General features: G+C 70.5%; 23 protein-coding genes. 8 read left to right on the forward strand and 15 right to left on the reverse strand.

What is annotated here, in order from left to right; genetic code table 11:
- Positions 1-160: 160 nt before the first annotated feature.
- The 11 genes from ACFWBQ_RS00430 to ACFWBQ_RS00480 all read right to left on the reverse strand — a co-directional run bounded on the left by ACFWBQ_RS00430 (position 161) and on the right by ACFWBQ_RS00480 (position 12071).
- Positions 161-1264: a polyprenyl synthetase family protein gene (locus tag ACFWBQ_RS00430; protein ID WP_385482282.1), complete on the reverse strand. Its 1104-nt coding sequence runs from the start codon at positions 1262-1264 to the stop codon at positions 161-163.
- Positions 1261-2649 (reverse strand): hydroxysqualene dehydroxylase HpnE, encoded by a 1389-nt coding sequence (gene hpnE / locus ACFWBQ_RS00435; protein WP_385482285.1) that lies wholly within the window; start codon positions 2647-2649, stop codon positions 1261-1263. The genes ACFWBQ_RS00430 and hpnE overlap by 4 nt, the downstream gene beginning before the upstream one ends.
- A 124-nt stretch (positions 2650-2773) precedes the next feature.
- Positions 2774-3694, reverse strand: a complete 921-nt coding sequence (gene hpnD, locus ACFWBQ_RS00440; RefSeq protein ID WP_385482288.1) for a presqualene diphosphate synthase HpnD — start codon at positions 3692-3694, stop codon at positions 2774-2776.
- A 29-nt stretch (positions 3695-3723) separates the two neighbouring features.
- A complete protein-coding gene (hpnC, locus tag ACFWBQ_RS00445) occupies positions 3724-4644 on the reverse strand; it encodes a squalene synthase HpnC (protein ID WP_385482291.1) in 921 nt (306 codons plus the stop codon).
- A 417-nt stretch (positions 4645-5061) separates the two neighbouring features.
- Positions 5062-5847: an ABC transporter ATP-binding protein gene (locus tag ACFWBQ_RS00450; protein ID WP_385482294.1), complete on the reverse strand. Its 786-nt coding sequence runs from the start codon at positions 5845-5847 to the stop codon at positions 5062-5064.
- Complete coding sequence (locus ACFWBQ_RS00455; RefSeq protein ID WP_385482296.1) at positions 5840-6769, reverse strand: ABC transporter permease; 930 nt, start codon at positions 6767-6769, stop codon at positions 5840-5842. The genes ACFWBQ_RS00450 and ACFWBQ_RS00455 overlap by 8 nt, the downstream gene beginning before the upstream one ends.
- A 105-nt stretch (positions 6770-6874) precedes the next feature.
- Entirely contained in the window at positions 6875-7747 is an 873-nt protein-coding gene (locus ACFWBQ_RS00460; RefSeq protein WP_385482299.1) for a glycosyltransferase family 2 protein, read from the reverse strand.
- A gap of 8 nt (positions 7748-7755) precedes the next feature.
- Positions 7756-8535, reverse strand: a complete 780-nt coding sequence (locus ACFWBQ_RS00465) for a CDP-alcohol phosphatidyltransferase family protein (protein ID WP_385482301.1) — start codon at positions 8533-8535, stop codon at positions 7756-7758.
- Positions 8513-9574, reverse strand: coding sequence for an iron-containing alcohol dehydrogenase family protein (locus tag ACFWBQ_RS00470; protein ID WP_385482304.1), 1062 nt, complete (start codon positions 9572-9574; stop codon positions 8513-8515). The genes ACFWBQ_RS00465 and ACFWBQ_RS00470 overlap by 23 nt, the downstream gene beginning before the upstream one ends.
- Entirely contained in the window at positions 9562-10299 is a 738-nt protein-coding gene (locus ACFWBQ_RS00475; protein WP_385482307.1) for a sugar phosphate nucleotidyltransferase, read from the reverse strand. Before ACFWBQ_RS00475 ends, ACFWBQ_RS00470 begins: the two co-directional genes overlap by 13 nt.
- A complete protein-coding gene (locus ACFWBQ_RS00480) occupies positions 10296-12071 on the reverse strand; it encodes a DUF5941 domain-containing protein (protein ID WP_385483122.1) in 1776 nt (591 codons plus the stop codon). The genes ACFWBQ_RS00475 and ACFWBQ_RS00480 overlap by 4 nt, the downstream gene beginning before the upstream one ends.
- Positions 12072-12356: 285 nt before the next feature.
- On the opposite strand from ACFWBQ_RS00480, the gene galE reads away from it, so the two are divergent.
- The 4 genes from galE (at position 12357) to idi (ending at position 16644) form a co-directional block, all read left to right on the forward strand.
- Complete coding sequence (galE, locus tag ACFWBQ_RS00485; RefSeq protein WP_385482310.1) at positions 12357-13340, forward strand: UDP-glucose 4-epimerase GalE; 984 nt, start codon at positions 12357-12359, stop codon at positions 13338-13340.
- 164 nt (positions 13341-13504) lie between these two features.
- On the forward strand, positions 13505-14446 hold the full coding sequence (locus ACFWBQ_RS00490) for a cation diffusion facilitator family transporter (RefSeq protein ID WP_385482313.1): 942 nt from the start codon (positions 13505-13507) through the stop codon (positions 14444-14446).
- 203 nt (positions 14447-14649) lie between these two features.
- Complete coding sequence (locus ACFWBQ_RS00495; RefSeq protein WP_385482316.1) at positions 14650-15903, forward strand: GNAT family N-acetyltransferase; 1254 nt, start codon at positions 14650-14652, stop codon at positions 15901-15903.
- A gap of 147 nt (positions 15904-16050) precedes the next feature.
- A complete protein-coding gene (idi, locus tag ACFWBQ_RS00500; protein ID WP_385482319.1) occupies positions 16051-16644 on the forward strand; it encodes an isopentenyl-diphosphate Delta-isomerase in 594 nt (197 codons plus the stop codon).
- A gap of 25 nt (positions 16645-16669) precedes the next feature.
- Here idi and ACFWBQ_RS00505 read toward each other — a convergent pair whose 3' ends face one another.
- Both ACFWBQ_RS00505 and ACFWBQ_RS00510 read right to left on the reverse strand, forming a co-directional pair.
- Positions 16670-17125 (reverse strand): ATP-binding protein, encoded by a 456-nt coding sequence (locus ACFWBQ_RS00505; protein WP_385482322.1) that lies wholly within the window; start codon positions 17123-17125, stop codon positions 16670-16672.
- 148 nt (positions 17126-17273) lie between these two features.
- Positions 17274-17861, reverse strand: a complete 588-nt coding sequence (locus ACFWBQ_RS00510) for an HdeD family acid-resistance protein (RefSeq protein WP_385482324.1) — start codon at positions 17859-17861, stop codon at positions 17274-17276.
- Positions 17862-17941: 80 nt separating this feature from the next.
- On the opposite strand from ACFWBQ_RS00510, the gene ACFWBQ_RS00515 reads away from it, so the two are divergent.
- On the forward strand, positions 17942-18727 hold the full coding sequence (locus ACFWBQ_RS00515; RefSeq protein ID WP_385482327.1) for an enoyl-CoA hydratase/isomerase family protein: 786 nt from the start codon (positions 17942-17944) through the stop codon (positions 18725-18727).
- Here ACFWBQ_RS00515 and ACFWBQ_RS00520 read toward each other — a convergent pair.
- Positions 18714-19349, reverse strand: coding sequence for a DJ-1/PfpI family protein (locus tag ACFWBQ_RS00520; protein ID WP_385482330.1), 636 nt, complete (start codon positions 19347-19349; stop codon positions 18714-18716). The genes ACFWBQ_RS00515 and ACFWBQ_RS00520 overlap by 14 nt on opposite strands.
- Before the next feature lie 28 nt (positions 19350-19377).
- A complete protein-coding gene (locus tag ACFWBQ_RS00525; RefSeq protein ID WP_385482332.1) occupies positions 19378-20334 on the reverse strand; it encodes a GlxA family transcriptional regulator in 957 nt (318 codons plus the stop codon).
- A gap of 136 nt (positions 20335-20470) precedes the next feature.
- Here ACFWBQ_RS00525 and ACFWBQ_RS00530 point away from each other — a divergent pair, with 136 nt between their 5' ends.
- The 3 genes from ACFWBQ_RS00530 to ACFWBQ_RS00540 all read left to right on the forward strand — a co-directional run bounded on the left by ACFWBQ_RS00530 (position 20471) and on the right by ACFWBQ_RS00540 (position 24139).
- The gene (locus ACFWBQ_RS00530; RefSeq protein ID WP_385482335.1) at positions 20471-21334 is read left to right on the forward strand and encodes a hypothetical protein; all 864 of its coding nucleotides are present in this window, start codon (positions 20471-20473) and stop codon (positions 21332-21334) included.
- 68 nt (positions 21335-21402) lie between these two features.
- Positions 21403-21534 carry an LPFR motif small protein gene (locus ACFWBQ_RS00535; protein ID WP_385482337.1) on the forward strand — a complete coding sequence of 44 codons (132 nt, stop codon included), beginning with the start codon at positions 21403-21405 and terminating at the stop codon, positions 21532-21534.
- Positions 21535-21691: 157 nt separating this feature from the next.
- Entirely contained in the window at positions 21692-24139 is a 2448-nt protein-coding gene (locus ACFWBQ_RS00540; protein ID WP_385482340.1) for a Tex family protein, read from the forward strand.
- Positions 24140-24308: the final 169 nt, after the last annotated feature.

Here is a 24308-nt window from a genome sequence, read left to right on the forward strand (position 1 = left end):
CCGGTGGTGGCGCGGTGTTTGGCGCCCCGGGTCTTCCGTTGGTTGGCGGCTTACTGGCACCCCCTTCGGTGCTGTTGCACCTGTGTGTGGGTGGGTCCGCGGTCGGGGGGCGCCCTGTTCGGGCGCCCGCCGGCGACTGCGATTCATATGAGGATGGTGATCATCTCTTTCGGACGACAACGAAGTCGGCGAGCGCGGTGAGCTGCGCCCTCACGCGTTCCGGCATGTCGACACCGTGCAGCGCCTCGATGGCTACCGCATGCTGACGGCGGGCTTCCTGGGCGGTCCATTCGCGACCGCCCGCCTCCTCGATGAGTGCCGCTCGCGCGGCGAACTCCTCTTCGGAGAAGCTGTCGAAGTCGCTGCTCCTGGCGTCGGCGGCCAGCAGCTCGCCGAGTCGCTCCGACGCCGGTCCGCCCGCGGCGAGCGCGGCCACGACGGGCAGGGACTTCTTGCGCTGACGCAGATCGCTCCACGTCTGCTTTCCGGTGGCATCCGGGTCGCCCCAGATCCCGAGCAGGTCGTCGACCGCCTGGAAGGCGAGGCCGAGGTGGTAGCCGTACGCCTCCAGGGTGTCGGCGGTGCGGTCGTCCGCGCCGCCGAGCACGGCACCGATGGAGACGGCGCAGGCGAGCAGGGCACCCGTCTTGTTGCCCTCCATCTCCAGGCACTCCTCGACGGTGACCCGTTCGCGGTGCTCGTAGGAGATGTCCTGGGCCTGCCCGTCGATGAGCTTGCGGGAGGCGGTGGTCAGACGGCGGGCCGCACGGCCCGCCTCGACGGTACCGAGCTCCAGCAGGACCTCGTTGGCCAGCGCGAAGAGCGCGTCACCGACCAGGATCGCCTGGGCCGGGCCGTACACCTTCCATACGGTGTCTCGGTGGCGGCGCTGCTCGTCACCGTCCATCAGGTCGTCGTGCAGCAGCGAGAAGTTGTGCACGAGTTCGACGGCGACCGCGCCGGGGATCCCGGCTTCGGCCGGGGCGCCCGCCGCTTCGGCGGACAGCAGGGCGAGCGCGGGGCGCACGGCCTTGCCGCCGTCGCCGTCGGCAGGCAGGCCCTGGGCGTCGATCCAGCCGAAGTGGTAGGCCGCGACGGTGTCCATGGGCGGCGCCAGCCGGTCCACGGCAGCTCGCAGCACCGGCGCTGACAGGGCCCTTCCGCGCTCCAGAAGCGCGGTGACGTCCGTGGTGTCCGCCACGGTGTCGAAAGCCGGATTCGCCGGGGTCACAGACTCTCCTCTTGTTCCGGTGGTACTGCTCATGCCGCCTCCTGCAGCGGATGTTCGTGGGGCCGGCCGAGAACCCGGAGTGCGGAGTCCGCGGCGCTGAAGCCACTGCGGACGGCGCCCTCCATCGTGGCGGGCCAGCCGGTGGCGGTCCATGCACCTGCCAGGTGGAGGCCTTGGGCGCGGGTGCCGGCGCCCGGCCTCAGGCGTCCCACCCCGGGGGCAGGTGCGAAGGTCGCGTTGCGCTCCCGGGTGACGAAGAAGTCGCGGATCCCGGCGCCGCGCGCTGCCGGAAGGAGCCGCTCCAGCTCGGGCAGGTAGCGCCTGCGCAGTTCGGCGACGGGCAGGTCGATCTCGCCCTGCGCCGCGGACTGGGACAGCGCGAGGTACTGCCCGCCGCCCTGGAGCCCCGACTGCTCGGTACGGTCGAAGACCCATTGCACGGGCGATCCGAGGGCTGCGAAGAACGGCCTGCGCAGCACCTTGCGGTCGTAGACGACGTGAACGTTCAGAATCGGCGCGTCGGCGATGTCCAGGAGGCGCCCGGGATCGTCGATCGCCCCGTCGGGCAGCAGCCCGTGGGCCTCGCCCTGGGGGACGGCGAGAACGACGGTCTCCGCCTCGATCAGCTCGCTGTCCGTCCCGACGGCCCAACGGCCCTCGTCGGTTCGGGTGAGCGAGCCGACCCGGGTGCGCAGCTGCGTCCGCACGCCGGCCGAGTCGAGCGCCTTGCGGGCCAGGGTGTCGTGCAGCTCGCCGAGCGGGACCGCGGCCCAGCCGATGTCGGCGGCGCCGGGCTCGGAGAGCAGCCCTGTCTTGAAGACCATGGCGGCCAGTGCCATGGAGGCGTTCGGCGCGGTCGCGTTGAGCGTGGCGACGCCGACGAGGTCCCAGAGCGCCTCGATGGTGCGCTGCGACTGTCCATGCCGTTGGAGCCAGGTCGCGAAGTCGATGCCGTCGAGCGCGGGGTCGGCGGGGTCGAGGCGGCCCAGTGCCAGGGCGGCCCGCGCGACGCCCGCCTTCTCCGCGAGCGAGAGGTGCGGGTACGCGGCGAGACCGGCGGCAAGGTGCAGGGGCACGGGAAGGCCGGTTCGGCGCAGCCGCCCGAGCCGCGGCCCGGCAAGCCTTCCGACGTCCAGTACGGGCACGTCGAGGCGGTCCTGGAGCGGGGCGAGATGGGCGCCGTCGATCCGGTCCAGGAACCAGCGGTAGCCGGTGCAGCAACGCAGGTAGACGTGCTGGCCGTTGTCGACGGACAGGTCGCCGCGACGGAAGGAGAAGGCCAGCCCACCGAGCCGGGGGCGACCTTCGAGCAGGGTCACGTCAAGCCCGGCATCGGCGAGGCGGAGGGCCGAAGTGACTCCGGCCAGGCCGCCGCCTACGACCACTGCACGTGAGGAGCGCAGGTTCCGGCCACTCATGCGTCCCCCTTTCGCCGGGCTCGGGCCGACCGGGCCCGGATCACCGGGACCGGAAACGTCGCAGTCAGGGACGCATCGGGCAGGCGGAGGGTTGCCCGCCGCCCGGTACCGCTCTCGGGACACATCAGACCCGCCCCCTGGCCGTCCGGCGCGAGATGTAGCGGGCGTCAAGACCTGACAGGCCGCGTACCGCGACGTAGGCCTTCTCGTGCCCGGGCAGCGAGACCCTGCCGCGCAGTACGGCCTCGGGGTCGCGTTCGATCCGGTCGAGGAGCCGGCGGTAGATGCCCGCCATGGCTGCGACGCAGGCGCCGCTGCGCCGGTCCAGCATCGGCAGCAGCCGGTAGCCCTCGGCGAACAGGGCCCTGGCGCGCCGGACCTCGAAGTGCACCAGGCCGGCGAAGTCGGAGCCGGGGGGCGGGGTCGCCCGGTGGAATCCGGCGGAGCAGCCGAACTTGGCGAGATCGTCCGCGGGCAGGTACGTACGCCCGTTGCCCGCGTCCTCGCGGACATCGCGCAGGATGTTGGTGAGCTGGAGTGCCAGGCCGAGTGTGTCCGCGTACTCCGCGGCGCGGTCCGCGCCCGGTGCACCCGGTTCCGTCCCGAAAACGCCCAGGCTGAGCCGCCCGATCGCACCCGCGACACACCGGCAGTAGGTCCTGAGGTCGTCCCAGGTCTCGTAGCTCGCCCCGCGCACATCCATGAGTACGCCGTCGATGAGCTCGTCGAGCCCGCCGAGCGGCAGCGGGAACCGGCGCGCCGCGTCGGCGAGCGCGACGGCCACCGGGTCGGTGTCGTCCTCGTCGACCGCGCCGCTGCGGACCCGGTCGAGCAGCTCGCGGGTGCTCTCCAGCCGGGACCGCTTGGTCTCCGGGGCCAGCTCACCGTCGCCGATGTCGTCGACCCGACGGGAGAAGGCGTACAGCGCCGACATGGCCTGCCGCTTGTCGTACGGCAGCAGCCTGATGCCGTACGCGAAGTTACGGGCCTGCTGTCCGGTGACGGCCTCGCAGTAGCTGTATGCGGCCTGTACCGGTGCCGACATGTACGTCGTCTGTCCCTCCACGGTCCGGCTCACCCCTCTCTGTGCGCTCTTCGCAGTACAACTCCCACTTCGCGCAGCAGGCTGGGCGCGGTGGGCCTGGGCGGTCCGGGCAGTACGTCGAACCCGGCGGCCGAGATCGCGGCGAGGGCGGCTCGGCCTCCGGCGACGAATCCGGCGAGCAGCAGCTTGAGCCTGCCGTTGACACTACCCACCAGGGGAATGCCTTCATCCAGCAGGTCATGAGCGCGTTCCGCTTCGAACGCGACCAGGGCGCGCAGGGATGCGCCCCCGGACGGTACGGCCAGGTCTGATTCACGGACATGGAAACGGGCCATGTCGTCGGCGGGGAGATAGATCCGGTCGCGGCCGAGGTCCTCGGTGACGTCCTGGAGGTGCTCGGCGATCTGCAGCGCGGTACAGACGGCGTCGGAGCGGCGGATCCGTTCGGGGCTCGTGGTGCCGGTGATCTGCAGGACCAGCCGGCCTACGGGGTTGGCGGAGAGCTCACAGTAGGCCTGGAGCTCGGCGTACGTCCCGTAGCGGCGGATCTTCTGGTCCTGCCGGTTGGCCTCGATGAGCTGGAGGAAGGGTTCGGGGGTGAGCGCACAGGCTCGCACGGTGGGGCGCAGTGCGCGCAGCAGGGGGTGGCGCGGGACTTCGGCCGAGCCGGCGAAGACCCGGTGCAGATCGGCCTCGAGGGCGTCGAGCATGGCGAGCCGGTCCTCGGCCTGTCCGGGCTCGAGGCCGAGATGGCGCGCGTCGGCTCCGCCGGGGGCGAGGTCGCCGTCACCGATGTCGTCGACGAGGCGGGCGAAGCCGTAGACCGCCATCAGGTCGTCGCGCCAGGCGCGGGGCAGGAAGAAGGGGGCCACGGGGAAATTCTCTTCCGCGGCCTTGTCGAGCGTGCCGGTTGCGGCGGCGTCGGTACGCGCCTGCTGGGTGCGGATCACTGCGTACCGCCCGACGCGGGGACGGCGAAACCACGTCGGAGTTGGAGATCTTCCATCATTGCCGTCATATCTCCCGTTCTACACTGCCGACCCAAAACATCCCTTTTCGGACACGCCGCTCATTCTCCCGAGTGCGACGGGCTCACCAGGGGTGATGCACAGGGGGCGTATCCCCCCACATTGCCGCGAATCAGCACCGGTACAGCTTACGTTGTACAGCCCACAAGGCCGCGCCGGGGTGCGACGCACCCCTGTACAACACTTCGATCTCCGCCAACCTTCCCCAAATTCAGGGCAATTGACGTCATCCGGCGGGAGGAGATACCCGGGAGCCGTTGTTCGTCCAGCTGTTCCGGAACCGGACGCCGCAGCGGCCCCCGCCGTTGTGCTCCGGCGGGGGCCACAGGGTTTGCGGGACTACTTGCCGGTCTCCCGCTCGTAGGCCTTGAGGACCTCGTCGGTGGAACCGTCCATCAGGAGCTCACCCTTCTCCAGCCACAGCACCCGGTCGCAGGTCTCCCTGATGGTGGTGTTGTTGTGGCTGACCAGGAAGACGGTGCCCGCTTCCTTGCGCAGCTCCCGGATCCGCGCCTCGGAGCGGACCCGGAACTTGCGGTCACCGGTGGCGAGTGCCTCGTCGATCATGAGCACATCGTGGTTCTTGGCCGCAGCGATGGAGAAACGCAGTCGCGCCGCCATACCCGAGGAGTACGTCCGCATCGGCAGCGTGATGAAGTCGCCCTTCTCGTTGATCCCGGAGAAGTCCACGATGTCCTCGTACCGCTCGTGGATCTCCTCGCGGCTCATGCCCATCGCGAGTCCGCCGAGCACGACGTTGCGCTCACCGGTCAGATCGCTCATGAGCGCGGCGTTGACTCCCAGCAACGACGGCTGGCCGTCCGTGTACACCTTGCCGCTCTCCGTGGGCAGGAGTCCGGCGATGGCCCGCAGCAGGGTGGACTTGCCCGAACCGTTGGTGCCGATGAGACCGATCGCCTGGCCCCGGTAGGCGGTGAAGGAAACACCCCGCACCGCGTGCACCTTGCGGACACCGCGCGGCTCGCCCTTGCCCCGGCGCATGATCCGGCTCAGCGCCGCGGTGGCGCCGCCCTTGCCACCACCCGTCCCGCTGACCCGGTACACGATGTGCACGTCGTCGGCGATGACGGTGGGGATGTGCCCCTGGGACGTTTCCTCAGCCACGGCCGTACCGTTCCTCTGCCTTCCAGAAGTACACGAAGCCCACGACGCCCACCAGGAGCGACCAGGCGAGCCCGACGGCCCAGACGTGCTGCGGCAGGTTCTCGGAGCCGTAGCCGTCGATGAGCGCGAAGCGGACCAGGTCCATATAGATGGCCGCGGGGTTGTACTGCAGCACATCGGCGATCCACTGCGGCTTGCCCGCCAGCATCACCGGGATGGAGAACATGACGCCCGAGGCGTACATCCAGGTCCGCATGATGAACGGCATCAGCTGCGCCAGGTCGGGAGTCTTGCTGCCCAGCCGGGCCATGACCAGTGCCAGGCCCGTGTTGAACAGGAACTGCATGGCCAGCGCCGGGACGACCAGCAGCCAGGAGAGCGTCGGATAGCTGCCGAAGCCCACCGCCACGGCCAGCAGCACGATCATCGAGTACAACAGCTGCTGCAGCTGCTGGAGCGAGAAGGAGATGGGCAGTGAGGCGCGGGGGAAATGCAGGGCGCGGACCAGGCCGAGGTTGCCGGAGATGGACCGCACCCCCGCCATGACCGAGCTCTGGGTGAAGGTGAAGACGAAGACTCCGGTCACCAGGAACGGGATGAAGACCTCCTGGCTCATCCCCTTCCGGGTGCCCAGGATGAGTCCGAAGATCAAGAAATAGACCATCGCGTTCAGCAGGGGTGTGGCCACCTGCCACAGCTGGCCGAGCTTGGCCTGGCTGTACTGCGCGGTCAGTTTCGCCCTGGAGAAGGCCAGGATGAAGTGACGGCGGCCCCAGAGCTGACGGGTGTATTCGAACAGCCCGGGCCTGGCGCCGCTCACCGTCAGGCCGTACTTGGCGGCCACCTGGGACGCGCTCAGCCCCTCGTCGGCGGACGGCGGGGTGCTCAGCGCAACCCCACCGTCGTGCGTTGTCTCACTCACAAGTTGAAACTCTCGTCTTCACAATGCGCAGCCGGTCGCGGGCGCGGCCAAGGCGGACAGGTTCCCGTACGAAAAATACGCCTCATGGTCTCAGAGAAGAGCTTCTCAGATCACAGGCGGTCGGCCCAGTCTGGTCAGCCGCCAGACCGTACGCCATTTCATGGGGTGCCGGGGACCGCAGGGCTTCGCCCATCCTTCCCGGAAACCACCGAACCACGCCTTGAGCGCGGGTGCGGACGGCCTGCGGACCAGGGTGAGCAGCAACCAGACGCCTACGTACACGGGCACCAGTGGCGCAGGCAGGTTCCGGCGGGCGAGCCAGACCCGGTTACGGGCCACCATGCGGTGATAGACCGCATGCCGCGAGGGAGCGGTGGTGGGGTGGTTGAGCACCATGTCCGCGCGGTAGTCGATCATCCAGCCGGCGTCCAGGGCCCGCCAGGCCAGATCCGTCTCCTCGTGCGCGTAGAAGAACTCGTCCGGCAGTCCGCCGACCTCGGCGATCACCTGGGTGCGTACGGCGTTCGCACCGCCGAGGAACGTCGTCACCCGGGACGAGCGCATCGGGTCGGAGGCACGCAGCCGCGGCACGTGCCGGCGCTGAGTGACCCCGGTGTCCGGATCGGCGATGCGGAAGGTGACGATGCCGAGCTTCGGATCCGTCCCGAAGGCCTGCCGGCAGAGCTCGGCGGTATCGGTGTTCGGCAGCAGCCCGTCGTCGTCGAGGAAGAGCAGTGCGTCCACGTCGGCGCCGGACGGACCGAACGCCTCGATGCCGACATTGCGGCCACCGGGAATGCCCAGGTTCTCGGGCAGCTCCACGGTCCGTACGCCCGCGGGGACGTCGGGAACCGGGGCGCCGTTGCCGACCACGACCACCTCGATCCGGTCGCCGTCCTGCTTGGCGACCGAGTCGAGGAGGGCGCGCAGCTCGTCCGGACGGTTGCCCATGGTGATGATGACTGCGCCGAGTTTCATGGGGGAGCTCACTTCAGCCTGCTGGAAGCCAGGATCGACACCAGGTGCAGGACGGTCTGGAGAAGGGCGATGCCGGCCAGGACGGCGACCGCGAGGCGACTGAAGAAGAGGTCGTCCCTGACGGTGTCGAGGACGGCGACCACCAGGATGACCAGCGACGCCTCGATGCCGAGGATCAGCCGGTGGAACTTGAGCGCGCCGGCGGCCCGGCGGGCGAGCGCCATGCCGGAGGAGCGCGGCTCGGACGCGGCTTCCTTGACGGGCGGCAGCCCGCCCTGGTGGCGCGCGACACCGACGAGGTCGGTCTCGGCCTTGATCAGGATGGCGCCCAGCGCGGCGAGCGTGCCCAGGAAGGCCCACAGCCAGTCGACGCGTCCCGGGCCCCACAGGTCGGCAGCACGCAGGCCGAAGCCCACCAGCACCGCCGCGTCGCACAGATAGGCGGCCACCCGGTCCAGGTAGACCCCGCCCAGCGAGAACTGCTTCTTCCACCGGGCCACCTCGCCGTCGACACAGTCGAACAGCAGGTAGAGCTGGACCGCGAGGACCCCGAGCAGGGCACCCGGGATACCCGGGACCAGCAGGGCGGGCGCCGCGAGCACACCGGCGACGGTCATCACGTAGGTCAGCTGGTTGGGCGTGACCTTGGTGGTCACCAGGCGCCGGGTGATGCGCAGCGAGATCTCGCGCATGTACAGCCGCCCCGCCCAGTGCTCGCCACTGCGCCGGTCCTTCACGCCCGGGGGGTGCACGACCGGACGGAGTTCAGCTATGGATGGCTTTTGCATAGTCGGCGTACGCGTCCCTGATCTGGTCGGTGGACAGGTTGAGGTGTTCCAGGATCGTGAAGCGTCCCGGGCGCGTCTGCGGGGCGTACTCGACGGCCCGCACGAACTCGTCGGCGGTGAAGCCGATGTCGCCGGGCAGCACCGGCAGCCCGTGGCGCCTCAGTACGGACGCCATGTGGAGCGACTCCTCGCGCGCGCCGCGCAGGTGCATGGCGAAGCAGGCGCCGAGGCCGACCTGCTCGCCGTGGCTTGCCGCGCGCTTCGGGTACAGCAGGTCGAAGGCGTGGTTGATCTCGTGGCAGGCGCCCGAGGCGGGCCGGGAGTCACCGGCGACCGACATCGAGATGCCGGTCAGGACGAGGCCCTCGGCCAGCACCTTGAGGAAGGCGTCGTCGCCGACCGTGCCGGGGTGACGGAGCACGGCCTCGCCGGCCTGGCGGGCCATTGCGGCCGCGAGTCCGTCGATCTCCTCGCCCTGGATCTCGTGGGCGAGCTCCCAGTCGGCGACGCAGGAGATGTTGGAGACCGCGTCCCCGATGCCCGAGCGCACATAGCGTGCCGGGGCCTCACGGATCACATCGAGGTCGATGACCACCGCGATCGGGGTGGGGACCCCGTAGGAGCCGCGCCCGTTGTCGTTGTCCAGGGTCGCGACCGGGGAGCAGAGCCCGTCGTGGGACAGGTTCGTCGCGACGGCGACCATGGGCATGCCGACCCGCGCCGCGGCGTACTTCGCCACGTCGATGATCTTGCCGCCGCCGAGGCCGACGACGGCGTCGTAGCGGTTGCCCTTGATGCCGTCGGCGAGCTTCACCGCGGAGTCGATCGTGCCGTCGGTGACCGGGTACCAGTCGGCCCCGGGCAGCACCGGAGCGAGCCGCTCGCGCAGGGCGCGCCCGGAACCTTCGCTGATCGCGATGGCGAGCTTGCCCGACGCGGAGATCCGCTGGTCGGCAAGGAGACCGGCCAGATCGTCCATGGCGCCGCGCCGGATGTCGACGACGACCGGGGACGGGATGAGGCGGGTCAGTACCGGCACGCGATCTCCCTGCCGCGGGCGAGGTCGTCGTGGTTGTCGATCTCGACCCAGGTGACCTCGCCGATGGGGGCCACGTCGACGGTGAAGCCGCGGTTCACGAGCTCCTGGTAGCCGTCCTCGTAGTAGAGGTCGGGGTCGCGCTCGAAGGTGGTCCTCAGCGCGTCGGCGAGCTCCTCGGCGGCCTCGGGCTCGATCAGCGTGACGCCGATGTACTCGCCGGTCGCGGTGGCCGGGTCCATCAGCTTGGTGATCCGCTGCACACCCTTCTCGCCGTCCGTGATGACCTTCATCTCCTCGTCGGCGAGGTTCTTCACCGTGTCGAGGGCGAGGATGATCTTCTGGCCCTTGCCACGGGCATCGAGGAGGGTCTTTTCGACGGAGACCGGGTGCACGGTGTCGCCGTTGGCGAGGATGACGCCCTTCTTCAGGACCTCACGGGCGCACCACAGGGAGTAGGCGTTGTTCCACTCCTCGGCCTTGTCGTTGTCGATGAGCGTCAGCGTCACGCCGTACGTCGCCTCGAACTCGGCCTTGCGGGCGTAGACGGCTTCCTTGCGGTAGCCGACGACGATCGCGACCTCGGTGAGTCCGACCTCGGCGAAGTTGGCCAGCGTCAGGTCCAGGACCGTCTTCTCGCCGTCCACGGGCACCAGTGCCTTGGGCAGCGTGTCCGTGTAAGGACGCAGACGTCGTCCTGCACCGGCAGCCAGTACGAGGCCGATCATGCGAGTTCTCCTTCGTCGTGTACAGCGGGGGCCGAGGAGGACACCCAGAAGCGGATGGACTCCACGAGCACCACCAGAGCCACGGCTGCCGCGAGCGCGGTCAGGGCCGTGGTGAAACCTGAACTCCGGATCAGTACGGCGGCGAGTACGGCCACGACCAGGGTCCGGCCCTCGTGCCCGCCGATGGTGCGCACCAGCCACCGGGGCGGTGCGCCGGTACCGCCTCGGATGCGGTACACCGTGTCGTAGTGATGGTAGGCGACGGCCGAAACGAGACCGAATGCTGCGGGAACCGCGTGCGGCACATCACTGCGGGCCGCCAGCACCAGAACCGTGCAGTACTCCGCGGCCCGGAAGACCGGGGGTACGAGCCAGTCGAGCGCACCCTTGAGCGGCCGCGAGACCGCGAGACCGGAGACGACCGCGTACACCACGGCGGCGCCCACGGTCAGCGAGCTGCCGTAGGGAGCGAACAGTGCGGCGGCAACGATCACCAGTGCTCCGGCGAGCGCCAGCAGCGGGGCCGTGAAGCCGCCGCCCGGGCGGCGGACCGCCCCGGCCACGGCCTGCGCGAGCGGTCCCGAGTCGGCGAGGTCGGCCAGCGCCACGGCGGCGCGGTCGGTGCGCTGCGCCTGGCGGGTCAGCGAGCGCAGCAGTCGCCCGGCCGTGGTGTAGCAGGCTGCCAGGGAGCATCCGACGAGCAGGGCGTAGAAGACGATCCGGGGGGTGGTCACCGCGGTGAGCACGGCGATCATGGCCCAGCGTTCGCCGATGGGCAGGACTATCATCCGGCGCAGCCAGACCGTCCAGCCGACGCTGTCGAGCCTGTCGGAGAGCGCGGCGGTGGGGCTCGTGTTGGAGACCGCGTCGTGGTTGGCCTCGTTGAACGAGAAGTCGACGACATGGCGGCAGGCCTGGAGCACCATCGCGCCGAGTGCGAGGACCCACACGTCGTCGCCGCCGCGGGCGGCCCCCAGGGCGAGGCCCGCGTAGTACGCGTACTCCTTGGCCCGGTCGAAGGTGGCGTCCAGCCAGGCGCCCATCGTCGAGTACTGCAGCGAGTAGCGGGCGAGCTGCCCGTCGGTGCAGTCCAGGACGAAGGAGAGGAGCAGCAGCACTCCGGCCGCGACATAGCCGCCACGGGTGCCGGTCGCCGCGCTGCCGGCCGCGATCAGGGCGGTGATCAGCGAGGCGGTGGTGACCTGGTTCGGGGTGAGGCCGCGGCGGGCGCACCAGCGGGCGATGTAGCGCGAGTACGGGCTGATGAAGAACGTGGTGAAGAAGCCGTCGTGGGCCTTCACGGCGCTGCGAAGCCGTACGGCCTCGTCGTCGACGGCGTCGACGGCGGCCTGTGCGGCACCGCGCTCCTCGGGGCCGGTGGGTACCGCGGCGGTCAGCGAGCCGAGCTCGGGGCGCTGCACGGCGGTGCCCTCGGCGTCCAGTGCCACGGCGAGCCGGCCGGGCACCGTGCGGTCCTCGGCGACGGGCTCGGCACCGGGGGGCGCGACGGGGCTTCCCGTGCCGACGGCTGCCACGGCCCTGCGCAGGGCGCGGAGCAGGGCGGCCCGTGCCTCGGGCTGCGCGGTGAGCGCTCCGGGCACGGTCGCGGCGGCGAAGCGGGGGTCGGTCAGCCCGAGCCTGAGGGCATGGACGTGACCGACGAAGCGGGGATCCACGAGCGCGACGCGCCGGCTCGCAGGGACCGCGGCGAGCAGCTCCGCGGCCTCGGTGGCGTCGGCGGCTGCCTGTACGTCAAAGCCGAGTGACCGCAGATCGTCCTCGAGCGACGATCCGGGTACCGGCGCACCGGTGAGGATGGCGATCGACAGACGAACTCACTCCTTGGGTGCTCACGGGAACGGCGCGCGACAGTGCGGCCCTCGGGCGGGCCGGCGGCACGTCGGCTGAGGCTATCGGATGAACGGAAGACCGAGTTCACCGCCCGTTTGTGCTCCGTTCGGGCGAACCGGCCATCATGCGGCGCCGTTCGCGATCATCATCGTCGATCAACACCTCGGCCCACAAACCGCGCAGGTTCAGCGCATAAGCTGACACGCATGACGTGGTTGATCACAGGCGGGGCCGGTTACATCGGAGCACATGTGGCGAAGGCCATGACGGGAGCCGGCGAAAGGGTCGTCGTGCTCGACGACATCTCGACGGGTATCGAGGGGCGCCTGCCCGCGGACGTTCCTCTGGTGCGCGGCTCGGCCTCCGACCGTGCGCTGCTCGACCGGGTACTGGCCGAGCACGCGGTGACGGGCGTGGTGCATCTCGCGGCGAAGAAGCAGGTCGGCGAGTCCGTCGAGAAGCCGCTTCTCTACTACCGGGAGAACGTGACCGGGCTCACCGTGCTGCTGGAGGCGGTGGCCGCAGCCGGTGTGCAGCGATTCCTCTTCTCCTCGTCGGCCGCGGTGTACGGCGTTCCGGATACGGAGCTCATCACCGAGGAGACTCCGTGCGCCCCGATCAACCCCTACGGCGAGACCAAGCTCGCCGGGGAGTGGCTGGTGCGGGCGACAGGACGGGCGCACTCGATCTCGACCGCCTGTCTGCGCTACTTCAACGTGGCCGGGGCCGCGGAGCCCGAGCTGTCCGACACGGGCGTCTACAACGTCGTGCCCATGATCTTCGACCGGCTGACGCGCGGCGAGGCGCCTCGGATCTTCGGTGACGACTACCCGACGCCCGACGGCACCTGCGTCCGCGACTACATCCACGTCGCCGACCTCGCCGACGCGCACCTCGCGGTGGCCCGGAAGCTGGCGGAGCAGGACTTCGGCGGAGATCTGACCGTGAACATCGGCCGCGGTGAAGGCGTCTCGGTGCGTGAGCTCGCCGATCTGGTGGGCGAGATCACCGGACTGCCCGCGGAACCCGTGATCGAACCGCGCAGGCCCGGCGACGCGGCCAGGGCCGTCGCGTCGGCTGCCCGGATGACCGAGGAACTGGGCTGGACGGCCCGGCGCGGAGTGCGCGAGATGGTCGAGTCCGCCTGGGAGGGCTGGTGCCTACGCCACCCCGAGGCCCGCGCGGAGTGACCAGCGCCATCTTGCCGACGCTCTGACCTGCGAACGTTTCCGCAGGTCAGAGCACATGACAACGGTGTTCAGTGCCGTGTTGCCCGGTACCCCCCGCCCGTAGTTCACTGGCCACATCGGGCGGTCGGCGCCCGAGTGGTACGACGCGTTCCGGAGGCGTTCCCATGGGGGCTGGCCACGATCACGGGCATACGCACGGAGGGCCGCCCCCGACGGGCACGGCCGCCGCCGCGTACAAGGGCCGGCTGCGGGTCGCCCTGGGGATCACACTCGGCGTCATGGTCATGGAGATCGTCGGCGGACTCCTCGCCAACTCCCTCGCCTTGATCGCGGACGCGGCCCACATGGCCACCGACGCGCTGGGTCTCGGCATGGCCCTGCTCGCGATCCACTTCGCCAACAGGCCCGCAGGGCCCAACCGCACCTTCGGCTTCGCCCGCGCGGAGATCCTCGCGGCACTGGCCAACTGTCTGCTGCTCCTGGGCGTCGGCGGCTTCCTGGTCTTCGAGGCCGTCGACCGTTTCGTCACTCCGGCCGGGACCAGGGGCGGTCTGGCCATCGCGTTCGCCGCCGTCGGTCTGGTCGCCAACGTCGTCTCGCTGTCCCTGCTGATGCGCGGACAGAAGGACAGCCTCAATGTGCGGGGTGCCTATCTGGAGGTCGTCGCGGACACCCTCGGCTCGGTCACCGTGCTGGTGTCGGCGGGCATCATCATGGCCACGGGCTGGCAGGCCGCCGACCCGATCGCCTCGTTGCTGATCGGCCTCATGATCGTCCCCCGTACGGTGAAGCTCCTGCGCGAGACGCTCGACGTGCTCCTGGAGTCGGCACCCAAGGGCGTCGACATGGCGGAGGTGCGCGCCCACATCACCGCCCTGCCCGGGGTGCTGGACGTCCACGACCTGCACGCCTGGACGATCACCTCCGGGATGCCGGTGCTCTCCGCGCACGTGGTCGTGCACCAGGAGATGCTGGACTCGATCGGTCACGAGAAGCTCCTGCACGAGCTGCAGGGCTGCCTCGGCCATCACTTCGACGTGGAGCACTGCACCTTCCAGCTGGAGCCGAGCGGGCATGCGGAGCACGAGGCGAGGCTCTGCCACTGAGCGGGGCCGGGTGTTAGGGTCTCCGGCGTACGTTCGAGTGCGTAAGCCCGTGAGAGAGAAGGAGCTGAGGTTGATGACTGTCGCGACGACGGCTGCCCGGCGCAGCAATCGGTCCTTCCTCATCTCCCGGGTTCTCGGCTAGCTCCTCGGCTGTTCCACGTCGCCGCGTTGGCCGGAGCCCTCTCACCCAAGGGTTTCCCACGTTGACCGACCACACATTCAACGCTTTCTTCGAACTGCACCACCGCCTGCCCCGGCAGAGCCCGGGCTCCGACGCGACCACCCGGCAGCTCCTCGCCCTCGCGGGCCCGCAGCCGGACCGCCCGCGCGTCCTGGACCTGGGCTGCGGTCCGGGCAGGGCCGCCCTGCTGCTCGCCGCCGAGGCGGGCGCGGAGGTGACCGCGGTCGATCTGCACCAGCCGTTCCTCGACGAACTGCGCGAGGCCGCCGAGGCGCGGGGCCTCGGTGACCGGATCCATACCGTCCGGGCCGATATGGCGGACCTCAGCGGACCCGAGTTCGCCGACGGCTCCTTCGACCTGGTCTGGGCCGAGGGTTCCGCGTACATCATCGGGTTCGACACGGCGCTGCGTGACTGGCAGCGGCTTCTCGCTCCCGGCGGCTCGATGGTGATCACCGAGTGCGTCTGGACCACGGACGCGCCTTCCGAGGGGGCCCGCGCGTTCTGGGAGCGGCACGCCTCCCTGCGCCCGGTCGCGGCCAACACGGCTGCCTGCGTCGCGGCGGGCTGCCATGTGCTCGGGGTGCTGGTGCAGCCCGGGAGCGACTGGGACGAGTACTACGTCCCGCTCGCCGAACGGGCCGCCGCCGCCGATCCCACGGCTCCCGGTATGGAAGAAGCTCTCGCGGCCACCGCCGAGGAGCTGGCCGTACGCCGCGACTACGGCACGGAGTACAGCTACGCCGGCTATGTCCTGCGCCCGGCCGATCCCCGGTGGCGAACCCGTCCGGAAACGGCTGCGGACCGCGATGCCGTGCACGCCGTCAACGCCGCGGCGTTCCCGACGCGGGACGAGGCCGATCTGGTCGATGCCCTGCGGCTGGATCCCGGCGCCTGGCTGCCCGGTCTTTCGTACGTGGCCGATGCCCCGGACGGTTCCGTTGCCGCATACGCGCTCCTGACCCGGTGCCGGGTCGGGGACGCACCGGCGCTGGCGCTGGCCCCGGTGGCGACCGCACCGGCTCATCAGCGCCGGGGCGCGGGCCGTGCGGTGGTGCGGGCCGTGCTGGACGCGGCTCGGCTGCGGGGTGAGCCGCTCGTGCTGGTGCTGGGCCATCCGCAGTACTACCCGGCCTTCGGCTTCGTACCGGCGTCACGGTTCGGGATCGGGGTCGGCTTCGATGTTCCCGACGAGGCCGTGATGGCTCTGCTGCTCGACGATTCCGCGCCGGTGCCCATGGGCAAGATCCAGTATCCGGACGCCTTCGGGGTCTGACGCGGTGTCCGGCCCGCCGCACCGTCAGGGTGCGGCGGGCCGGACATGCCAGCATCCGAAGTACGGACAAGCGGCTTTTGTGCGGCAGACTTGACCGGACTCGAGGGGTCCGGCGCACGAGGCCGGGAACCAAAGCGAAGGATGGGTATGCCGACCACACCAGCCACCGCGGCGCACAACTCGTCGAACGGCACAGCAGAAGAGATCATGCTCGAACTGGTCGACGAGAACGGCACCACCATCGGCATCGCGGAGAAGCTCGCCGCCCACCAGGCACCGGGCCAGTTGCACCGGGCGTTCTCCGTGTTCCTCTTCGACGAACAGGGCCGGCTGCTGCTGCAGCGCCGTGCGCTCGGCAAGTACCACTCCCCCGGCGTGTGGTCCAACACCTGCTGCGGTCATCCGTACCCCGGCGAGGCGCCTTTCGCGGCCGCCGCCCGGCGTACGTACGAGGAGCTCGGGATCTCGCCCTCGCTGCTCGCGGCCGCGGGCACGGTCCGCTACAACCACCCGGACCCCGTCTCGGGCCTGGTGGAGCAGGAGTTCAACCACCTGTTCGTCGGGATGGCGCAGGAGGAGCTGCGACCGGATCCGGAGGAGGTCGGTGAGACGGCCTTCGTGACGGCCGGTGAGCTCGCGAAGCAGCACGCCGCCGCGCCGTTCTCGGCGTGGTTCATGACCGTGCTGGACGCCGCACGGCCTGCGATCAGGGAGCTGACGGGGCCGTCCGCGGGCTGGTGACACCACCCGGCGGGTGCGGGGGCGGTCAGAGCTGGGTCTTCAGTGGCAGCGCCGCCCAGATGATCTTTCCGCCACCCGCCGTGTGCTCCACGTCGCAGGTGCCGCCCGCCTCCGCCGTGACCTCACGGACCAGCAGCAGCCCACGGCCGCCGGTCTGCGCGTAGTCGGTCACCAGGGCGGTCGGGCGGTAGGGGTGGTTGTCCTCGACGGAGACCCTGATCCATTCCGCCCCGATGGCCACCTCGACCGCGAGCTCGGGCGAGAGCAGTGCGGCGTGCTTCACGGCGTTGGTGACCAGTTCCGAGACGATCAGCAGCAGGCCCTGAAGGACGTCGTCCTCCACGGGCACGCCCTGCCGGTTCAGCAGGTCCCGTACCGCGTGCCGGGCCTGCGGCACCGAGACGTCGACGGCGGGGGCGGTGAATCGCCACACTCCCTCGTACGGCACGGGATGGGCCGGGACACTCCCGCGGCTCTCCATAGACCGGCACCCGCTCTCGACTCGCACGTCACTGACTATCGAGTAATGAGTGTCGGGAACAGCTTGGTCCGGACCGAGCTTCTGACCACAAGTAGTCAGTTATAGATGCAATGTGACCGAGTGAGTATGACAGCGTCAGTTGATTGGACTACTTCTCGTCCTCTTCGGGCGTCATCTGGTCCGTCACCAGGCTGACGATCCGTCGGCCGCCGATCCCGATCGCGATCAGCCCCAGCCCGTCGAACAGCAGGGCGAGCGAGAAGAAGCAGCCGAGCACATAGAGGCTGCTGTGCGGCCAGTCGAAGAGGACCAGCAGCCCCAGCAGCAGTCCGAAAGCACCCTGCAGCAGCGTCCAGCCGAACTGGGGACCCCGGACGACGACACTGCCGACCAGCCGGAACACTCCCCCGGTGAGGAAGAGCAGCGCGGCGAACATGGTCAGCGCCTCGGCCGTGCCGTGCGGGTGACGGATGACGACGACTCCGGCCGCGATATTCAGTGCGGCGACGACCACGCCCAGCCAGAAGTACGGGGTGCCGCGTGCCTGGATCGCGTGAAGGAGGCCGACCAGGCCGCCGATCAGCAGGAGCCAGCCGAAAAGGATCATCGAGGTGAGCGTGGCCACGCCGGTGTAGACGAGGCCGACGAGCCCGGCAATCACCAGCAGGATGCCGAGCAGGGCGAGCCCGCCGAAACTGCGGTTGAGCTTCCTGCCCTCGGTCGTGGGTCCGGCCATCGACAGCTCCTCACGGTGCGTGCCCGCTTCGCGACCCCTTCTTGATCATAGGTTCGGACCGTACGGATAGCATCCGGCACATGGACCTCAGGGAGCAGGCGCGGCTGGAGCACACCGTCACGGACGGCGTCGCCACCGTCGTCATCAGCAACCCCGCCAAGCGCAACGCCATGACGGCGGACATGTGGCAGGACCTGCCCGGCCTGCTGGAGCGGCTGGCTGCCGACCGCCGGGTGCGGGTACTCGTACTCACCGGCGCCGGGGACACCTTCTGTGCCGGCGCGGACATCACCTCGCTCCGGGACCCCGGCGGCCGGCCGCAGGCGCTCGCCGTACAGGCCGAGGAGGCGCTGGCCGCCTTTCCCCGGCCCACTCTGGCTGCCGTGCGCGGGTTCTGCGTGGGCGGCGGCAGCCAGCTCGCGGCCGCCTGTGACCTGCGGTTCGCCGAGGAAGGTGCGTCGTTCGGCGTCACTCCGGCCAAGCTCGGGATCGTCTACCCGGCGTCCTCGACGCGGCGTCTGGTCTCGCTGGTCGGCCCGGCCGCCGCGAAGTTCCTGCTCTTCTCCGGCGAGCTGATCGGCACGGAACGGGCCCTCGCCACAGGAATGGTGGACGAGGTACTGCCGGCGGGCGGGCTGGAGGGCCGGGTGCGGTCGTTCGCGCAGGTCCTGGCATCGCGCTCGCAACTGACCCAGGCCGCGGCGAAGGAGTTCGCCGACGGCCGCGAGGACCGGGACGCGTACTGGTCGGAGCAGGCGCGCGGAAGCGGCGACACCGCGGAGGGTGTCGCCGCCTTCATGGAGCGCCGCACGCCCCGCTTCACCTGGACCACGGGACCTGCGGGAGCCGCTGCTACCGCAGGCTGAACCGGCTGCTCGTACGGAACTCCTCGACCAGGGCGGCCGGGGCCTTCTCGGGGGACCCCGCGTCGTAGGGCGGCTGGGGGTCGTACTCGGTGAGCAGCTGGACGGCCTGGGCGTGCTCGTCCCCGGCGATCCGGCCGAGCAGGGTGAGGCCCATGTCGATGCCGGAGGACACTCCGGCGGCCGTGACGTACTTGCCGTCGAACACGACACGCTCGCCGGTCGCCTCGGCCCCGTACGCCTTGAGGACGTCGAGGGCGAGCCAGTGCGAGGTGGCTCGACGGCCGTCGAGCAGCCCGGCTGCGCCGAGGAGCAGCGAGCCGGTGCACACGGAGGTCGTCCAGGTGCTGGTGGCGTCGGCCGTGCGCAGCCAGCCGAGCAGGGTCTCGTTCTCCATCTGGGCGCTCTGCCCGGGGCCGCCGGGCACGATCACCACGTCGGGGGCGGGGACGTCGGCGAGCGTGCGGTCGGCGACGAGCGCGAGGCTCCCGCTGTCGTTGCGTACCGGTCCGGTCCGTTCGGCGACGAACACCGTCTCGGCATCGGGGGTGCGGCTGAGGATCTCGTAGGGGCCCACGGCGTCGAGCGCGGTGAAGCGGTCGAAGAGCACGATGGCGATCTGCATGGTGTTCCTTACGTTGCAGGCGGGTTGATTACGCGGGCTGGGAGTGGAAGCGGCGGCGGTATTCGGCGGGCGCCGTACCGAGCGCCTTGAGGAAGGCGCGGCGCATGGCTTCCGGGGTGCCGTAGCCGCTGGCGCGGGAGATTCCGGCGACGCCGTCGGTGGTGTCCTCCAGGAGCCGGCGGGCCTGTTCGAGGCGTACCCGCTCGACGTACCGGCCCGGCGTCAGACCGGTCTCGGCCTGGAAGGCGCGGGCGAAGTGACGGGGCGAGAGCCTGGCCCGGGCAGCGAGGGCCTCCACGCAGAGGTCGGCGTCCGGGTGCTCGGTGATCCAGTGCTGAACGGCCCGCAGCGGTTCACGGACGGCCGTCTGGGCGGTGAGCTGGGCGCTGAACTGGGCCTGATTCCCCGGGCGCCGCAGGAACACGACGAGATGGCGGGCCACCGTGAGCGCCACTTCGCGGCCGTGGTCCTCCTCGACCAGGGCGAGGGCGAGATCGATGCCGGCGGTGACACCGGCCGAGGTGGCCAGTCTTCCGTCGCGTACGAAGATCGGGTCGGGGTCCACCTCCACCGCCGGGTAGTCGCGGGCGAGGGTCTCGCAGACGGACCAGTGGGTGGTCACGCGGTGGCCGTCGAGCTGCCCCGCCTCGGCGAGGAGCAGGGCTCCGGTGCACACGGAGACGAGCTGTCCGGCGCGCGGGGCGTGCGCGCGCAGCCACTCGATCAGCGCGGGATCGGGCGTGCGGGTGCCCGAGCCGCCGGGGACAAGCAGCAGGTCCGGCTCGGCGGCGTCGGCGAGCAGGCCGTCGGGGACGAGGGTGAGCCCGCTGGAGCAGCGGACCGGGGCGCCGTCGAGCGAGGCGGTGCGCAGCTCGTACGCCACCCCGGGGAAGCGGGAGGCTCCGGCGAAGACCTCCATGGGGCCGCTCACGTCGAGGCTCTGGACGCCGTCGAAGAGGACGACGAGTACGGATCGCTGCTTCATGCCTGCCATCCTGGGCGGCCCGGCCCGATGGCTGCAATGACGAGTTACCCACCTTTTCCGCCATCCGGGGGATGCGGTCCATGTCACCGCCGCACCGGGGTTACGCACCGTACTGACCAGTCGGTAACGTGCAGGCATGAGTACTCTTCCGCCGCGCGCCGGGCGCCGCTGCCACAACGCCGTCAACCCACTGCACTCGACTGTCTACTTCTCGCCCGACCTGGGCAAGGAGCTCGGCGAGCTCGGCATCGACGATGCGAGCGCCGCCTACTTCGCCGCACGCGCTGCCGCCCTGGGCGCGGTCGGCGCGGGTACGGTGACGGCCACCTTCTACAACTTCAACCACGAGCTGGTGGCGCGCCACGTGCCCGCCGTGTGGGCTGTCGCCTCCCCCGCGGCCGTGCTGGACGCGCGGCTGCGTGCCGTCGACTCGACGCTGCGCCGCGTGCTCGGCGCGGAGGTCATCGCCTCCCCCGAGCTGGCGGAGGCGGCACAGCTGGCGCTGCGCGCCGCGGAGGCCTGCACCCGGCACGCCCGGCCGCTGTACGCGGCGCACGCCGATCTGCCGGTGCCGGAGCAGCCGCACCTGGCCTACTGGCACGCGGCGACGCTGCTGCGCGAGCACCGCGGCGACGCGCACCTCGCCGCGCTGCTCGCCGCCGGTCTCGACCCGGTCGAGGCCCTGGTCAGCCACACCGCGACCGGCAAGGGCATGGCACCGCGCTGGATCCTTGCCACCCGCGGCTGGCGGCGCGCGGACTGGGACGCGGCGGTGGAGAGGCTGCGCGGGCGCGGGCTTCTGGACGCCGAGGGTGAGCTGACGGACGCGGGCACGGCCCTCCGGGCAGATCTGGAGGACTCGACGGACCGCATGGACGCCGCACCGTACGAGCACCTGGGCGCCGAAGGCGTGGAGCGGCTGACGGAGCTGGCACGCGGATTCCTCTTCGCTGCTGCATCGGCCGGGGCCTTCCCGGAGGACCTGGTCGGCAGGGGCTGAGCGCGGGCACGTTTACGGAGCCCGGAACCGGCTACGCGAGTACGCACACCCTACGAAGGAGGCACACCGTGTTCCGTACGATCGCAGACGCCCTCCGTACCGTCGGCTCCGCCGTGGCCACCGTGGTTTCCCTGCCGTTCCGACTGGTCGCCCGGCTCTTCGGCGGCGCCTCGCGCGGCGGCAGGACCCGGCGCGCCTGAGACGACGGCGCGCCCGCGTTCGACGAGGTCACGCGACACAACACCCGAGCACCCGGCACAATGCAGGCGAAGGGGACCACCCAGGTGTGGACCACCCCGGTGACACAGCCAGCAGCACCGCCAGCACAGCCAGTACGAGAAGGCGAGTCGGGAAAACGTGACGACGTCCATCGAAGGCAGGATCGCCGAGGAACTCGGCGTACGTGAGCGTCAGGTGAAGGCGGCCGTCGAGCTGCTCGACGGCGGGTCGACCGTGCCGTTCATCGCGCGCTACCGCAAGGAAGCGACCGAGATGCTCGACGATGCGCAGCTGCGCACGCTCGAGGAACGACTGCGGTATCTGCGGGAACTGGAGGACCGCCGTACGGCGGTCCTCCAGTCCGTGCGCGAGCAGGGCAAGCTCGACGAGGCGCTGGAGGCGCAGATCCGGGCGGCCGACACCAAGGCGCGCCTTGAGGACATCTATCTGCCGTTCAAGCCGAAGCGCCGTACGAAGGCACAGATCGCGCGGGAGGCCGGCCTCGAACCCCTGGCCGACGGACTGCTCGGCGACCCGTCCGTGGACCCCCTCGCGGCGGCCGCCGCCTTCGTGGATGCCGGCAAGGGTGTCGTGGACGGGGCGGCCGCGCTGGAGGGCGCCCGCGCCATCCTGGCCGAGCGGTTCTCGGAGGACGCCGATCTGACCGGTGAGCTGCGCGAGCGCATGTGGTCACGCGGCCGGCTGGCCGCGAAGGTGCGCGACGGCAAGGAGGAGGCCGGCGCGAAGTTCGCCGACTACTTCGACTTCGCGGAGCCGTTCACCGCACTGCCCTCGCACCGGGTCCTCGCAATGCTCCGGGGAGAGAAGGAGGACGTGCTCGACCTGGTCCTGGAGCCCGAGGAGCCTGCGGGCACCGAGCAGCCGGGCCCGTCGGCGTACGAGAACATGATCGCTCGCCGTTTCGGCGTCGCGGACCGCGGCAGGCCCGGTGACAAATGGCTGGGCGACACGGTGCGCTGGGCCTGGCGGACGCGGATCCTCGTCCATCTCGGGATCGATGTGCGGCTGCGACTGCGCACGGCGGCTGAGGACGAGGCGGTCCGTGTCTTCGCGTCGAACCTGCGCGATCTGCTCCTCGCCGCACCGGCCGGCACCCGGTCGACGCTGGGGCTCGACCCCGGTTTCCGCACGGGCGTGAAGGTCGCCGTGGTGGACTCCACCGGCAAGGTCGTCGCGACGGATGTCATCTACCCGCACGTACCGGCGAACAAGTGGGACCAGTCGCTGGCCACGCTCGAGCGGCTGGCGAAGGAGCACGACGTCGATCTGATCGCGATCGGCAACGGCACGGCGTCCCGCGAGACCGACAAGCTCGCCGGTGAGCTGTGTGACAGGCACCCGGAGCTGAAGCTCACCAAGGTGATGGTGTCGGAGGCGGGTGCGTCCGTGTACTCGGCGTCGGCCTTCGCTTCACAGGAACTCCCGGACATGGACGTGTCGTTGCGCGGCGCGGTCTCGATCGCGCGACGCCTGCAGGACCCGCTGGCCGAACTCGTGAAGATCGATCCGAAGTCGATCGGCGTCGGTCAGTACCAGCACGATCTGTCCGAGGTGAAGCTGTCGCGTTCGCTGGACGCGGTGGTCGAGGACTGTGTGAACGGTGTCGGTGTCGACGTCAACACCGCGTCGGCGCCGCTGCTTTCGCGGGTGTCGGGCATCGGCTCCGGGCTCGCCGAGAACATCGTGGCGCACAGGGACACCAACGGCCCGTTCCGGTCGCGCCGGGCGCTGAAGGATGTGGCCCGGCTGGGCCCGAAGGCGTACGAGCAGTGCGCGGGCTTCCTCCGGATCCGGGGCGACGACCCCCTGGACGCGTCGAGTGTGCACCCGGAGGCCTACCCCGTGGTGCGGACGATGGCGAAGACGACGGGCGGGGATGTCGCTTCGCTCATCGGCAACACGGGCGTCCTGCGGTCGCTGCGGGCCGACGACTTCGTGAACGAGAAGTTCGGACTCCCGACGGTCACGGACATCCTGAAGGAGCTGGAGAAGCCGGGCCGTGACCCGCGCCCCGCCTTCAGGACGGCCACGTTCAAGGAGGGCGTCGAGAAGATCGGCGATCTCGCCTCCGGCATGGTGCTGGAGGGTGTCGTCACGAACGTCGCGGCGTTCGGCGCGTTCGTGGACATCGGCGTCCACCAGGACGGTCTGGTGCATGTGTCGGCCATGTCGCGGACGTTCGTCAAGGACCCGCGGGATGTCGTCAAGCCGGGCGACATCGTGAAGGTGAAGGTCATGGAGGTCGACATCCCGCGCAAGCGGGTCTCGCTGACGCTGCGGCTGGACGACGAGGCCTCGGACGCGCAGGGCGGCGGGCAGGGATCGCGGCGCGAGAGGAACGCCCAGGGCGACGGCGAGCGTCCGCCGCGCCAGCGGCAGGGCGGCCAGGGACAGCGGCAGGCGCAGGGTAGCCGTCAGGGCGCCGGCGGTCAGGGCCGCGACCGGCGCGGCGACGGTCAGGGCGCTGCCCCGCGTCCGGCCGCCGCACCGGCCAACAGCGCGATGGCCGACGCGTTGCGGCGTGCAGGGCTGACGGGGCCCGACCGGGGTGGCCGTAAGCGCTGAGGCAACGGAGCGGGCGGACAGGAACTTTTCCTGTCCGCCCGTTTCGTCTGTCCCCGCCCTGCGCTGTCCGGCAACGCGGAACAGAACCGTTACGTGGAACGGGAGTTGCCCGAAGCATTGACATGTCCAGTACCCGCCGCCACCCTGATTCCCAACCCGGAATGCAACC

This window comes from Streptomyces sp. NPDC060035 (assembly GCF_042736635.1).
Lineage (GTDB): Bacteria > Actinomycetota > Actinomycetes > Streptomycetales > Streptomycetaceae > Streptomyces.